This is a genomic window from Sulfitobacter sp. M13 (assembly GCF_053474885.1).
Map to the genome: position 1 here is coordinate 2556178 of NZ_CM130281.1, position 13821 is coordinate 2569998.

Genomic DNA, 13821 nt, shown 5'->3' on the forward strand with positions numbered 1-13821 from the left:
AAATCCTATGACAACAGCGACCCTCTCCATCGACCTCAATGCGATTGCCGCCAACTGGCAGGCGCTGAATGAAATGACCGGCTGCGAAACCGGTGCCGTGATCAAGGCCAACGCCTATGGTCTGGGGATCGACCGCGTCGCCCCTGTTCTGGCAGCCCAAGGGGCGCGCAAGTTCTTTGTTGCCGTCGCCGAAGAGGGCGTAGCGCTGCGCCGCGTATTGGGGCCCGGCCCTGCGATCAACGTCTTTGCAGGGCATATGCCCGGAGACGCCGATATGATCCGCTCTGCCGCGCTGACACCGATGATCAATTCGGTCGACCAGCTGATCGCGCACGTCGAGACCCTTCCCGGCCATCGTTTCGGCGTTCAGCTCAACAGCGGTATGAACCGACTGGGCATGGACCCCGCCGAATGGAGCGCGCTGCGCGACATCGCACTGGCCCAGAACCCGACGCTCATTATCTCTCATCTGGCCTGCGCAGACGAACCGAACCACGCGATGAACGCCCGTCAGCTTGCAACCTTCCGCGAGATGACCGACGGGCTGAACGTACCGCGGTCACTGGCGGCCACGGGTGGCATTCTGCTCGGGCGTGACTATCACTTTGATATGACCCGCCCCGGTATCGGGCTTTATGGCGGGCTGCCCTTTCTGGACGCACAGCCCGTGGTGATGCTGGATGTGCCCGTTATTCAGGTACGCGAGGTCAGCACAGGCCACTCTGTCGGCTATGGCTGCGCTTGGACTGCACCGCGCCCGTCGCAGGTCGCCACCATCGCTGCCGGCTATGCCGATGGGCTGATCCGCGCCTTGGGCAACGGGGCGACCCTGACACACGAGGGCCGCAGATTGCCGGTCATCGGGCGTGTCTCAATGGATTTGATTACGGTCGACGTGACCAGCCTTGCCGAGGTGCCCGAACACCTGCAGTTGATCGGTGGCCATCAATCGGTCGATACCGTCGCAGGGTTTGCGGGCACCATCGGATACGAGGTGCTGACTGCGCTTGGGGCCCGCTATGATCGGGTCTATGTCGAATGATCCACCGCAAAAGGGCGTAGGCCGCGCAAAGACGCTGCTGCGGTTTTTGAACCTGTCGTTGCTGATCCTTTATCCCGTCGCATGGGGTGCGCCGCTGTTGCGTGCGGGCGTGCTGCCACTGTTCGGACTGACCGAGATCTCGGTTCTGAGCGGTTTGAAATCGCTTTGGCAAACCGACATGTTTCTAGCGCTGGTGGTGGCGCTATTTGCGTTGGCGGCCCCCTATGTAAAGACTGTCGGGCTGGCGCTGGTGCAGTTTGATCTTATCGGCCCGCGCACCCTAGCTATCTTGCAGGTAGTTGGCAAACTGGCGATGGCGGACGTTTTTTTAATTGCCCTCTATGTGACCTTGGTCAAAGAGATCGGGATCGGTCGGATAGAAACGGCCTGGGGTCTTTATCTTTTCACTGCATGTATTCTAGCGTCTGTTTTAATAGGCTATCTTACGCAAAAATTCGCCGACCATCGGGGGCGACCACGTCACCACACCTCCCGTTAAGGTTGAATATAGGGTATTTTGGCCCTTTTAGATCGATTCTTTTACCAAAAATAGAAGATTTTCTTCGCCTTTTGCCGGCGCCGGCATATTCTTGCTTATAACGGACACATAAGCACAAGGTGAGACAGATGAACGCGTTGACGGTACTTATCCAGTATATCTTTCAAAGACTCGCAGTCGCGCTATTCGCTGTTGCCGCCGTGGCGATTACCGTCTCGACTGTGATGGCGGCCTTGGGAATATGGGCGTGGGTCGAACTGCCCATCAGCTATGCCGGTGAACCGGTCGAGAACGCGGGCATGTACGCACAAATCGGGTTGACCTTTTTGGCCGTCGGCATCTGCTTTTTCCTTCCGACCAATCGCCGTGTCATGCAGCTTGAAACGTCACACCGCCAGTTCTCTATGAATATGAATGATGTGACCCGCGCTTACGGTGCGGTGCATGCGGCGGATCGCGGTGAAGTGTTTCAGATGTCGTCGGAGTTCGATTCCGTGCGTGAACGTCTGGCCTATCTGCGTGACCACCCTGACCTGAGCACGCTTGAGCCCGCCCTTCTCGAAGTTGCGGCACAGATGAGCCATATTTCCAGAGAGCTCGCGACGGTCTATGCCGACGAAAAGATCGAACGCGCGCGCAACTTCCTGAAAGAGCGTCAGGAAGAGGTGAACCTGTTCAACAGCCGTCTGGATCAGGCCAAAGGTATCACCACCGAGATGAAGCATTGGCTGCACGAGGTCGAGCTTGAAGAAAGCGTTGCTGCGGCACAGCTGGACCGTCTACGCGCCGAAATGCGCGAGATCATGCCAGAGCTCGGCATCGACCGCATGGTGACCGCCGATGATATGGCGCGTGATTCACGGGTTGTCGAACTGCCCCCCAAAGCCGCAGAGTAACTCTGCGTGATCTGCACGGTTTTGCTTTGACGTTGCTCGTTTGTTCGGCCAGAAAGACGCATGGCTAAATCTCCCGTTACATTCTCCTGCGCCGCCTGCGGTGCTACCTACAACAAATGGTCCGGGCGCTGTGACGCCTGCGGTGAGTGGAACACGATCCAGCAAGACAAGGGCGTGGCCTCGGGTCCGCCCAGCAAATCGCTGAGCACACGGCGCGGCGCGGCGATGGTGCTGACCAACCTCACGACCAAGGACACCCCCCCGCCCCGCAGCCAGTCCGGCATTGCTGAGCTTGACCGCGTGTTGGGCGGCGGGCTTGTACCCGCGTCTGCCATTCTGGTTGGCGGCGATCCGGGCATCGGGAAATCCACACTCTTGCTGCAGGCCGCCGCGCATTTCGCCCGCAACGGCTTGAAAACGATTTACGTCAGCGGCGAGGAAGCACCGGCACAGGTGCGTATGCGCGCACAGCGGTTGGGGCTGGCCGATGCCTCTGTGCAGCTGGCCGCCGAAACCAACCTGCGCGATATTCTGACCACGCTGGAAGAAGAAAAACCCGATCTCGTCGTCATCGATTCGATCCAGACAATGTGGGCTGATAATGTCGATTCCGCTCCCGGCTCCGTCAGTCAGGTCCGCGCCGCCGCGCACGAGCTGACAAGCTTTGCCAAACGGCGCGGCGTATCGGTGATCCTTGTGGGCCATGTCACCAAAGACGGTCAGATCGCCGGCCCTCGGGTGGTCGAACATATGGTCGACACCGTGCTCTATTTCGAAGGCGAGCGCGGGCACCAGTTCCGAATCCTGCGCGCGGTCAAAAACCGTTTTGGCCCGGCGGATGAAATTGGCGTGTTCGAAATGACGGGCCAGGGGCTGGCCGAGGTGACCAACCCCTCTGCCCTGTTCTTGTCCGAACGCGGCACCCCCGCGGCGGGGTCGGTTGTTTTCGCGGGTATTGAAGGTACACGCCCCGTCCTATGCGAGCTGCAGGCGCTTGTGGCCCCCTCGCCTCATTCGCAAGCACGGCGCACGGTCGTCGGCTGGGACGGCGGCCGTCTGGCAATGATCCTCGCCGTGCTAGAGGCGCGCTGCGGCATCCCCTTTGCAGGGCTGGATGTATATCTGAACGTCGCAGGCGGCATGAAAATCTCGGAGCCCGCAGCGGATCTTGCGGTCGCTGCGGCGCTGTTGAGTGCACGAGAAGACGTGGCCCTGCCCGCAGAAACCGTAGTTTTTGGGGAAATCAGCCTGTCCGGTGCGCTACGCCCCGCCAGTCAGACCGAAAATAGGTTGAAAGAAGCGCAAAAACTTGGTTTTACCAGCGCCATCGCGCCCGCGGGCGGAAAACCTGTGGGCAAGAACGGCATAACGCTTAATACCATGAGCGATCTAACCGGATTTGTAGGCGAAATATTCGGGGCTGGTTAACCGCCCCTTCAAGGAAGGCAAGACGATCATGGAAGGTTTTACCATCATTGACGGGGTTGTGGCGCTTGTCATTATTCTGTCCGCTTTGCTGGCCTATGGCCGCGGGCTTGTACGCGAATTTATGGCCATTGTCGGCTGGATCGCCGCCGCGATACTCGCGTTTCTCTTTGCGCCGCAGGTCGAACCGCTGGTGTCAGAAATTCCGGTTGTGGGCGAATTTCTTGCCGACAGTTGTGAATTATCGATTATCGGGGCCTTTGCCATTGTCTTTGCCATCGCGCTGATCGTGGTGTCGCTGTTCACCCCGCTGTTCTCGTCGCTGGTACAGCGATCGGTTCTGGGGGGGCTTGATCAGGGGCTTGGGTTCCTCTTTGGTGTGGCCCGCGGCATCCTGCTGGTTGCAATCGCGTTCTTTGTCTACAGCACCGTGATCACAGGCCAGTCCTTTACCATGGTTGATGAAAGCCGCTCTGCTCAAGTGTTCGGGCGCTTTACCGGCCAGATCGAAGACCAAAACCCCGAAGCTGCACTGGGTTGGATCACCACCCGCTATGAAGCGCTGGTTGGTGCCTGCGACGTCTGATCGCCGCCAAAACTTCGACATAACATACCTACGCCCCCGTTTTCGGGGGCGTTTGCGTTTTGGCAATATGTTGCATCGCAGCATTTGACCGTGCAAATTGTAACGGCGGGGTGACAAGGCGCGTTCTAAGTCCTACACAGCCCCTATCCTTTCATCGGATTCGGAGTTTCCCCGTTGTCCAAGATCATGCCCCCCGCACACCCATTTGATTCCTCGTATCTGCGTGACGCAGATGATGGGGATAAACTTAAAGAAGAATGTGGGGTGTTCGGCGTGATTGGCGTTGCAGACGCCTCGAACTTTGTCGCCCTCGGCCTGCACGCGCTGCAGCACCGTGGTCAAGAAGCGGGCGGGATCGTCAGCTATGACCCCACCGCCGGCTTCCAATCGGCGCGCCGCTTTGGCTATGTGCGCGATAACTTTACCTCGCAAAAAATCATGGAAACACTGCCCGGCGAACTGTCGATCGGGCACGTGCGCTACTCTACCTCGGGCAACAAAGGCCCGACAGCGATCCGTGACGTGCAACCGTTCTTTGGTGAATTCGCCATGGGCGGTGCCGCGATTGCCCATAACGGCAATATCACCAACGCCAACGCCCTGCGCCGCGAACTGATTGAACGCGGGTCGATCTTTCAGTCCTCGTCGGATAGCGAATGTATCATTCACCTGATGGCGCGCTCGCTTCAGCAAAACATCCCCGAGCGGATGGAAGACGCCCTGCGCCGTGTCGAAGGCGCGTTTTCGATTGTGGCCATGACCCGCACCAAACTGATCGGCGTGCGCGATCCATTGGGTGTGCGTCCGCTGGTTCTGGGCAAGCTCGGTGACGGTTGGGCGCTAAGCTCTGAAACCTGCGCACTGGACATCATCGGTGCCGAATTCGTTCGTGAAATCGAACCGGGCGAAATGGTGGTCATCACCCCCAAAGGTGTCGAAAGCCACTTTCCGTTTCGCCGCGTCGCATCGCGCTTTTGTATCTTTGAACACGTCTACTTCAGCCGTCCTGACAGCATCCTTGGCGGGCGGTCCGTCTATGAAACCCGCGAGGCGATCGGCCGTGAACTGGCCAAAGAATCCCCCGTCGACGCGGATCTTGTCTGCCCCGTGCCAGACAGCGGCACGCCGGCAGCCATCGGGTTTAGCCTCGAATCGGGTATCCCCTATGCGATGGGGATCATACGCAACCAATACATGGGCCGGACCTTCATCGAGCCGACCGAACAGATCCGTAACATGGGCGTGCGGCTGAAGCTCAACGTGAACCGGGCGCTGATCAAGGGCAAGCGGGTCATTCTGGTTGACGATTCGGTCGTCCGTGGGACCACCAGCCGCAAGATCAAAGAGATGATTCTTGATGCCGGCGCGAAGGAAGTTCACTTCCGCATCGCGTCGCCGCCCACAGCATGGCCGTGCTTTTACGGTGTGGACACGCCGCAGCGCGAAAAGCTGTTGGCCGCGACCATGTCAGAAGAAGAAATGCGCGAGCACCTTCAAGTGGATAGCCTCAAGTTCATCTCGCTTGACGGGTTGTATCGCGCCGTGGGCGAAGCAGAGGGCCGCAACAACAAATGCCCGCAGTATTGCGATGCGTGCTTCTCGGGCGACTACCCTGTCACCCCTAGTGACCAGATCAATCAAGGGTTCGAGATGAAGCCAGCCGCCGAATAGGGCCGCTTACTCCGTTACATTTCCGCAGGGGCGGGCGCAGGGATCAACCCCTCGCCCGCCCTTTTGCGTTTATGCCCCCGCGCCGCTGGCAAAGCTTTGCCGACCTGCAAGCCAGTCTTCGCCAGCCTCCGTCCTGCCCTCTTTCGAATGACCGGCGGCTTTGTTAGCTCAACGGTCTAACCACTTCCCGACACCAGAGCGCACCAAGAGGCACCTATGGCGACCGACGAAAAAGGCACTCCGACACCGCAAAAAGTTCTTAGTCTGGCAACGCAGCAGGCATCCTTGCCCAAGCTTGCCCTGATAGGTACTTTTGGCAGTCTGACCGAACCCGGCGCATTGATCCGGGACGGCCGCGGGCGTATCCACCGGGTCACGTTGAACGACAAGATCAGCGACGGAATCGTTGCAGCCATCGGCGACGACAGCGTGGTACTGTCGCAGCGCGGACGTACCGTGACGCTGAAACTGCCCAAGGGCTGACCCGCGCGCACGATTAGCCCCCGTATTGGCCCCCGTATTAGCCCCGTGCCGCTGCGACGCCCCGCCCCTCTTGACGGGGGACGGTGGCTCAGGCAAAGCCACCTCATGACAAAAACAGCTCTTATCACCGGCGCGTCCCGCGGCCTTGGTGCCGCTTTGGCCGAAGCGCTTTGCGACACCCACCACATCATTGCAGTGGCCAAAACCACCGGCGCCCTCGAAGAGCTGGATGACCGCATCCAGTCCCGTGGCGGCAGTGCAACGCTGGCCCCGATGGACATCACCAATGCCAATGCGATGGCGACCCTGTGCCGTGGCATTTACGACCGTTGGGGCAGCCTCGATCTATGGCTTCACACTGCCGTCCATGCCGCCCCATTGGCCCCGACCGATCACATCGACGCCAAGGACATGGCGAAATCTGTCGCGTGTAACGTCACGGCCACCTCGACGCTGATTACCTATGTGGCACCGCTGCTGGGGCAATCGGGTCAGGCTGTGTTCTTTGACGATCCCGTCGTGGCGACCAAGTTCTTTGGCAGCTATGGGGCCACCAAGGCCGCACAGATCGCGCTGGCCAAAAGCTGGCAGGCCGAAAGCGTGAAAATCGGGCCGCGCGTGCACGTCATGACGCCTGCCCCCATGCCAACCGCCACGCGCGCACGCTTCCACCCCGGCGAGGACCGCGAAACGCTAAACACGCCGCAGTCGCAGGCCGCTGAAATTCTGGCGCAACTTGCGGCTTCCCGGCCCTAAAACTTGATGCGGCGAAGGCTCCTGCCTTGCCGCGCCGCGCCCCGTCGCTTATCAAGGCGCAAAGGGGAATTTATGCGCATTCTGATCACGAACGACGACGGTATCCATGCTCCGGGTCTTAAGACCCTGCACGCCATTGCCACCGCACTGGCTGGACCCGACGGCGAAGTCTGGACTGTGGCCCCTGCCTATGAACAATCCGGCGTCGGCCATTGCATCAGCTACACCAAACCCATGATGGTCGAGAACGTCAGCGACCGCCGCTTTTCCGTCGAAGGCAGCCCGGCCGACTGCGTGATGGCGGCGCTGCACGACTGTATGCTGGATGCCCGTCCTGATCTGGTGCTGTCAGGCGTGAACCGCGGCAATAACGCGGCTGAAAACACGCTTTATTCCGGCACAATCGGCGGCGCGATGGAGGCCGCTTTGCAAGGCATCCCCGCAGTGGCCCTGTCGCAATACTATGGTCCGGAAAACCGCGATCTGGACGATCCCTTTGAAGCTGCCGCATCACACGGGGCCGATGTGATCCGGCGCATTCTGGACGCCACGCCGCCCCACGGGTCGGGCTACCGAATATTTTACAACGTGAACTTCCCCCCCGTGGCTGCCGTCGACGTCCAAGGTATCCGCCTTGCCGCTCAAGGGGTGCGGCGCGACACCACGTTCTCTACGATCCCGCAGCTGTCCCCCTCGGGGCGGCGGTTCTTGTGGATCAAGGGGGCCGACCAACAGATCCCGACAGACGCTGGCACCGATGCCGCGCTGAACCTCGACGGCTATATCACTGTCACGCCGATGCGCGCTGACCTGACGGCTCATGATACATTTGACGCGCTTAAAGCCATCAATACATGAGCGACGAAGAAGAAATCACGGACGCGACCCGCAAGATGCAGTTTCTTTACGCACTCCGCTCCAAAGGCGTGACCGACGCCCGTGTCTTGAACGCGATGGAACAGATCGACCGTGGCCCGTTTATCCGTGGCCTGTTTGCCTCGCGCGCCTACGAGGACATGCCCCTGCCGATTGCCTGCGGCCAAACGATCAGCCAGCCGTCCGTTGTCGCCCTGATGACGCAGGCGCTCGATGTGTCGTCGCGTGACAAGGTGCTCGAGGTCGGGACAGGATCTGGCTATCAGGCCGCGATCCTCAGCAAGCTTGCGCGGCGCGTCTATACCATCGACCGCCACCGTCGGTTGGTTGTGGAAGCCCGACAGATTTTCGATGACCTCGCCCTGTCAAACATCACCGCGATCATCGGCGATGGCAGCTTTGGTTTGCCCGAACAGGCCCCCTTTGACCGGATTATTGTCACCGCTGCGGCCGAAGACCCCCCCGGGCCCCTTCTGGCACAGCTCAAGGTGGGCGGCATAATGGTGGTGCCTGTAGGCCAATCGGACACGGTTCAACACCTCATACGGGTGCGCAAAACAGAGACCGGGCTGGAATACGACGAGCTGCGCAAAGTGCGCTTTGTTCCCTTGCTTGAAGGGCTGGGAAAAGACGGCTAATTGCAGTATAGCAAGGGGAACTCCGCCCGAACGGGGACCCCAAGGCGCATACGGCACCGAATACGAGGACGAGCAGATGACCCAACCAAACGTGACCCGTACCCTCAGGCTGACGGTACTGGCGGGCAGCTCTGCGCTTTTGCTCGCTGCCTGTGACCGCCCCCTGGATATGGATTTGCGCGGCGGCTTTGGTGACGGTTTCACCACCGCCCATGCAGCCACCGGACCGCTGGACGAACGCCCCGCACCGGACAACCGCGGGGTGATCTCTTACCCTAATTATCAGGTCGCCGTGGCGCGGCGTGGTGACACGCTGGCTGATGTCGCGACCCGCGTAGGGTCCGATGTGGGCAGCCTGTCGCGCTATAACGGCATCGACGCCACAGTCCCCCTCCGCAAGGGAGAGATCATCGCCTTGCCGACGCGTGTATCCGAACCGTCACCTGCAACGGGGGCATCTGGTACCGGTCCGATCACCACCGCTGCGGTCGATATTCAATCCATGGCCGGCGGCGCGATCAACCGCGCGCCCGCCACCCCCGGCGTCCAAACCACCGCACTACCGTCGGCCCAGACCATGACCCGCGAAAACCCAGCGAAACAGACCGGGATCGAACCCATCCGCCACAAGGTCGAACGCGGCGAGACCGCCTATACCATCGCACGCCTCTATGCCGTGCCGGTTGAAACACTGGCCGAATGGAACGGGCTTGGTGCTGATTTCTCTGTCCGCGAAGGTCAATTCCTGCTGATCCCTGTCGCGCAACAGGCCGCGCCAAACCGCAGCGCCGCCGTGCCCGCCGCGGCAACAGCCACTGCGCCGGCACCCACCGCCCCGACACCCACCAGCCTGCCGGGCACCGGATCGCCCACACCAACACCGCCAAGTGCAGCAAAGCCCCTGCCCCCCGTGGATGAAAAGCCCGCTGCACCAAAACCCGAACCCGCGGCGGCCAAACCCGTCGCTGACGTGGGCAAGACCACACAGCCCGCATCGTCGGGGCGCATGTCGCCGCCCGTTCAGGGCAGCATCATCCGCGCCTATTCCAAGGGCAAGAACGAAGGCATCAACATCAAGGGCACGCCGGGTGCTGCCGTGAAGGCCGCCGATAGCGGTACCGTCGCAGCGATCACCAAAAGCGCCGAAGGCGTGCCGATCGTCGTGATCCGCCATCCTGACAACCTGCTGACCGTCTATGCGAACGTCGCCAATGTGTCGGTCGCTAAGGGTGATAGTGTGGCAAAAGGGGCGAACATCGCCAAATTGCGGCCGGGCGACGATTCATTCGTCCATTTCGAGGTCCGCAACGGCTTTGATAGCGTCGACCCGACACCCTATCTGAACTAAGTTGCCTGAACTAAGCTGAATTTTCTGTGTTATGTTTGGTCCTGCGGCCCTCCAAAAGGGGGCCGCAGCTGACCTATATTGGCGTGGTCACAAAGTGACGCCGCGCCGCCCAGCCAGATCAACAAAATACTGCCACGCCACACGACCCGACCGCGCACCGCGCGTGGCCTGCCACTCAATCGCTTCGCTATGTAGGGTCTTGGCGTCAATCTCTACGCCATAAGCATCACAGTAGCCGCGGATCATATCCAAATATTGCTTTTGATCGCAGGGGTGAAAACCCAACCACAGCCCGAAGCGATCCGACAATGACACTTTTTCCTCAACCGCTTCGGCAGGGTTGATGGCCGAACCGCGTTCGTTTTCGATCATATCGCGGGGCATCAGGTGGCGGCGGTTCGACGTGGCATAAAGCACGACATTCTCGGGCCGCCCCTCGATCCCGCCATCCAGCACAGCCTTGAGCGATTTGTAATGCGCATCGTCATGACCAAAGCTGAGGTCATCACAATACAGGATAAAACGCTGCCGCGCGCCACGCAGCAGGTTCAGCAACCGGCCCACCGACGGCAGGTCTTCGCGCTGCAACTCAACGATGCGCAACCGGTCATGGCTTTCGCGGACATGGGCGTGCACGGCCTTGACCAGGCTCGACTTGCCCATCCCCCGCGCGCCCCAAAGCAGCGCGTTGTTTGCAGGCAGTCCAGCGGCGAACTGCGTGGTGTTGGCCAGCAACGTATCCCGCGCACGGTCTACACCGACCAGCAGGGACAGATCAACTTTGCTGACCGTCTCAACCGGCGCCAGATGGTCAGGCCCTGTCTGCCAGACAAAGGCCCCCGCCACATCAAAATCGGGGGCTTTCAGCGGCGCAGGAGACATTCTCTCCAACGCCGCTGCGATACGGTCCATAGGGTCACGGTTCACTTCAGGTCGTCCTCATCCTCTTCGAACTCTGCAAGGATCGGGTCATCATATTCGTCGTCATAATACCCGTCCGCACGCAGTTGTTCTTCTCGTTTGCGTTCGACACGCCGTACAAGAAAGATAGAGATTTCGTAAAGCCCATAGACCACAACAAACAGGATCCCTTGGGTGATAACATCGGGCGGTGTGACAAGTGCAGCCAGCACCAGAATACCGACAACCGCATATTTGCGCACGTTGCCAAGCCCTTCGGCGCTGACCAGACCGGCCTTGCCCATCAGCGTCAGCAGAACCGGCAGCTGGAAACACAGGCCAAAGGCCACAATAAACTTGATCGTCAGGCTCAGATATTCCTGCGCAGAGCCCTGAAAGGCGATCGCCGCGATCCCGCCTGCGTTATCCGTGCCCTCCCCCACAAGCGTACCGGCCTGCTGGAAACCAAGGAAGAAATCGAACGCCAGCGGCGTTACGACGTAAAACGCAAAGGACGCGCCCAAAAAGAACATCAGCGGGCTCGAGATCAGGAACGGCAGGAAGGCGCCCTTTTCGTTCTTGTAAAGACCCGGGGCCACAAACCGCCACAGCTGATAGCTGATATAAGGAAAGCCCAAGACCAGCCCGCCCAGCAAAGAGATAGAGATAGCGACGAAAAAGCCCTCTTGCAGCTTGATCAGGATCAACCCGCAATCATCCTGACCGCGTTCGGCCATCGCTGAACACAAAGGGTGCGTCAGAAAGTTAAATATCGGATTCCACACGGTAAAACAGATCACCATCCCGATGATAAAGGCGATCACCGAATGGATCAGCCGCGTGCGCAGCTCTGCCAGATGCTCGATCAGCGGGGCGGCACTGTCGTCAATATCGTCCGAAGCACTCATGTGTCACTCTTTTTGGCCGCTGGTTTTTTGGGCGCGGTTTTCTTGGCGGCAGGTTTCGCTGCAGCAGGTTTCTTTGCGGCTGGCTTTTTTGCAGGCGTCGTTTTTGCAAGCGGGGCTTTGGCTGCCGGAGCCTTCTTGGCCGGCGCATTTTTCGCAGGGGCCTTCGCAGCCTCTGTCGCCGTCTTTTCGATCTGGGGTGCTGCGGACGGCGTGGCCAGATTTGCCTCGGCGGCTTCGGCCTGCGCCAATGCGTCCGAGGCTTCACGCTGCTTGCGCTCTGCCCCGGCGCGCGCGGTCGCGGCCTGGATCTTCTTCACATCCTCGGCGCGCTCGGCGGCCAGCTTGCCGGTATTGCTCTCGGGGTCAAACTTCGTAAGCGATTTGGTCGCCGATTTCACCTCGTCCATCGCCGATCCCAGCGGGTTTGTGGCTGTCTTCAACGACTTACTCAAGCCCGCCGACATCTCGCGCATGCCGGTGTCGTCGGCCGCATCATTCATTGCGCTGCTGAATTCACGCGCCATACCCTTGGCCTTGCCGACAAACTGGCCGACCTTACGAAACAGCACCGGCAGGTCTTTTGGACCCACCACGATCAGCGCAACAACGCCGACGACCAACAGCTCTGACCACCCCATATCAAACATGAGAGCTTACACCCGGTCCTTGTCGGTCTTCGTTTCGGTGACAACAATTGTGTCATCGCCCAGCTCTGCGGTATCCTTGTCGCCATTTTTGACGTCGTCTTCGCCTTCGCTGATGCCTTTTTTAAAGCTGGTGATGCCTTTGCCCACTTCGCCCATCAGGCTGGAAATCTTGCCGCGCCCGAACAGGACCAACACCACAACTGCAATCAGCAAAAGACCCGGAAGGCCGATATTGTTCAACATAGTCTCAACTCCATATTCCGAATGTATGCACAGGGGGACTGCCCCCGCGCCAGAAAACTCTGATCCTTTTTAGGCCCGCGTCGGGGCAGCTTGAAGAGCCAAACCAACGGCCGCGCTACCTCGTGTCGCAAAATTTGTGTGACCGGACTGCGCCCCCATACGCTCCTGACAGTTTTTTGACAGTTGCCTTGCGCCGCCGTCCGACACGTGGCACATCCTTTACCATGCGCCGCAGTGATCGATTGTTTTCCCTGCTCACCACTTTGGGTGACCACCAGTTGCACCGTGCCGAAGATCTGGCGCGGGCGGCAGGCGTGTCCTTGCGCACGCTTTACCGAGACATCGCGAGATTACAGGCGTCGGGTGTGGCGATCACGGGCACCCGTGGTGCAGGCTACCGTTTGACGCCCGCCACCGTGCTGCCGCCGCTGTCCCTGTCGCAAGAAGAGATAGAGGCCCTGCAGCTTGCCCTCGCGGTTGTGCTTGAAACCACCGATCCCGACTTGAAGGCAGGCGCGACGTCCCTCGCCCAAAAGATCGACGCGGCGCTGCCTGAAACGGCGCATCCAGACACGCTGGACTGGCAACGGGTCGAACACCCGTTCGCCAATGCCGCACGCGGGATGGCGCATCTGCCGGTACTTCGCGCCGCCATTCGCGCACGCCAGAAACTCAGGATCGTCTATAATGCCGACGACGGATCGCTCAGGACGTTGGTTTTGCATCCCCTTGCCCTGACCCACGCGGCCCGCAGCTGGCTCCTGTCAGGCTGGAATGAAGCTAACGAGAAAACTGAAACCCTTCGCCTTGACCTGATCGAAGACACGCACCCGCTGCCCGAACTGTTCACCGCGCCGCCAGCCTTCCAAATGGATTAGAATCCTCGCCGAAGGCATCCCGCGT

Annotated in this window: 16 protein-coding genes; 12 read left to right on the plus strand and 4 right to left on the minus strand. The window is 60.0% G+C overall.

The window, feature by feature from the left end; genetic code table 11:
• Window positions 1-7 precede the first annotated feature (7 nt).
• The 11 genes from alr to ACVBAU_RS12325 all read left to right on the plus strand — a co-directional run bounded on the left by alr (window position 8) and on the right by ACVBAU_RS12325 (window position 10220).
• Window positions 8-1042, plus strand: a complete 1035-nt coding sequence (alr, locus tag ACVBAU_RS12275; protein ID WP_448326629.1) for an alanine racemase — start codon at window positions 8-10, stop codon at window positions 1040-1042.
• On the plus strand, window positions 1032-1541 hold the full coding sequence (locus tag ACVBAU_RS12280; protein WP_448326631.1) for a paraquat-inducible protein A: 510 nt from the start codon (window positions 1032-1034) through the stop codon (window positions 1539-1541). The genes alr and ACVBAU_RS12280 overlap by 11 nt, the downstream gene beginning before the upstream one ends.
• 128 nt (window positions 1542-1669) lie before the next feature.
• A complete protein-coding gene (locus tag ACVBAU_RS12285; RefSeq protein WP_448326633.1) occupies window positions 1670-2437 on the plus strand; it encodes a DNA repair protein in 768 nt (255 codons plus the stop codon).
• A gap of 60 nt (window positions 2438-2497) precedes the next feature.
• Window positions 2498-3865 (plus strand): DNA repair protein RadA, encoded by a 1368-nt coding sequence (gene radA / locus ACVBAU_RS12290; RefSeq protein WP_335744190.1) that lies wholly within the window; start codon window positions 2498-2500, stop codon window positions 3863-3865.
• 28 nt (window positions 3866-3893) lie between these two features.
• Window positions 3894-4448 carry a CvpA family protein gene (locus ACVBAU_RS12295; protein ID WP_093732581.1) on the plus strand — a complete coding sequence of 185 codons (555 nt, stop codon included), beginning with the start codon at window positions 3894-3896 and terminating at the stop codon, window positions 4446-4448.
• Between the two features lie 186 nt (window positions 4449-4634).
• On the plus strand, window positions 4635-6119 hold the full coding sequence (gene purF, locus ACVBAU_RS12300) for an amidophosphoribosyltransferase (RefSeq protein WP_448326635.1): 1485 nt from the start codon (window positions 4635-4637) through the stop codon (window positions 6117-6119).
• Window positions 6120-6335: 216 nt separating this feature from the next.
• Complete coding sequence (locus ACVBAU_RS12305) at window positions 6336-6602, plus strand: pilus assembly protein PilP (protein WP_138923060.1); 267 nt, start codon at window positions 6336-6338, stop codon at window positions 6600-6602.
• Between the two features lie 105 nt (window positions 6603-6707).
• Window positions 6708-7358 carry an SDR family NAD(P)-dependent oxidoreductase gene (locus ACVBAU_RS12310; protein ID WP_448326638.1) on the plus strand — a complete coding sequence of 217 codons (651 nt, stop codon included), beginning with the start codon at window positions 6708-6710 and terminating at the stop codon, window positions 7356-7358.
• A 72-nt stretch (window positions 7359-7430) separates the two neighbouring features.
• On the plus strand, window positions 7431-8216 hold the full coding sequence (gene surE / locus ACVBAU_RS12315) for a 5'/3'-nucleotidase SurE (RefSeq protein ID WP_448326640.1): 786 nt from the start codon (window positions 7431-7433) through the stop codon (window positions 8214-8216).
• On the plus strand, window positions 8213-8872 hold the full coding sequence (locus ACVBAU_RS12320; protein WP_138923057.1) for a protein-L-isoaspartate(D-aspartate) O-methyltransferase: 660 nt from the start codon (window positions 8213-8215) through the stop codon (window positions 8870-8872). The genes surE and ACVBAU_RS12320 overlap by 4 nt, the downstream gene beginning before the upstream one ends.
• 76 nt (window positions 8873-8948) lie before the next feature.
• The gene (locus ACVBAU_RS12325) at window positions 8949-10220 is read left to right on the plus strand and encodes a LysM peptidoglycan-binding domain-containing M23 family metallopeptidase (RefSeq protein WP_335744192.1); all 1272 of its coding nucleotides are present in this window, start codon (window positions 8949-8951) and stop codon (window positions 10218-10220) included.
• Window positions 10221-10307: 87 nt separating this feature from the next.
• Here the strand turns inward: ACVBAU_RS12325 and ACVBAU_RS12330 are convergent, their stop codons facing one another.
• From ACVBAU_RS12330 to ACVBAU_RS12345, 4 genes are read right to left on the minus strand one after another with little or no spacing between them, the layout of a single operon-like run.
• Window positions 10308-11147 (minus strand): ATP-binding protein, encoded by an 840-nt coding sequence (locus ACVBAU_RS12330; RefSeq protein WP_335744193.1) that lies wholly within the window; start codon window positions 11145-11147, stop codon window positions 10308-10310.
• The gene (gene tatC / locus ACVBAU_RS12335) at window positions 11144-12028 is read right to left on the minus strand and encodes a twin-arginine translocase subunit TatC (protein ID WP_093732589.1); all 885 of its coding nucleotides are present in this window, start codon (window positions 12026-12028) and stop codon (window positions 11144-11146) included. Before tatC ends, ACVBAU_RS12330 begins: the two co-directional genes overlap by 4 nt.
• On the minus strand, window positions 12025-12675 hold the full coding sequence (gene tatB, locus ACVBAU_RS12340; RefSeq protein WP_448326643.1) for a Sec-independent protein translocase protein TatB: 651 nt from the start codon (window positions 12673-12675) through the stop codon (window positions 12025-12027). The genes tatC and tatB overlap by 4 nt, the downstream gene beginning before the upstream one ends.
• Window positions 12676-12681: 6 nt before the next feature.
• The gene (locus tag ACVBAU_RS12345) at window positions 12682-12918 is read right to left on the minus strand and encodes a twin-arginine translocase TatA/TatE family subunit (protein ID WP_138923053.1); all 237 of its coding nucleotides are present in this window, start codon (window positions 12916-12918) and stop codon (window positions 12682-12684) included.
• 176 nt (window positions 12919-13094) lie between these two features.
• On the opposite strand from ACVBAU_RS12345, the gene ACVBAU_RS12350 reads away from it, so the two are divergent.
• Window positions 13095-13796 carry a helix-turn-helix transcriptional regulator gene (locus ACVBAU_RS12350; protein WP_448326646.1) on the plus strand — a complete coding sequence of 234 codons (702 nt, stop codon included), beginning with the start codon at window positions 13095-13097 and terminating at the stop codon, window positions 13794-13796.
• The last annotated feature ends 25 nt before the right edge of the window (window positions 13797-13821 follow it).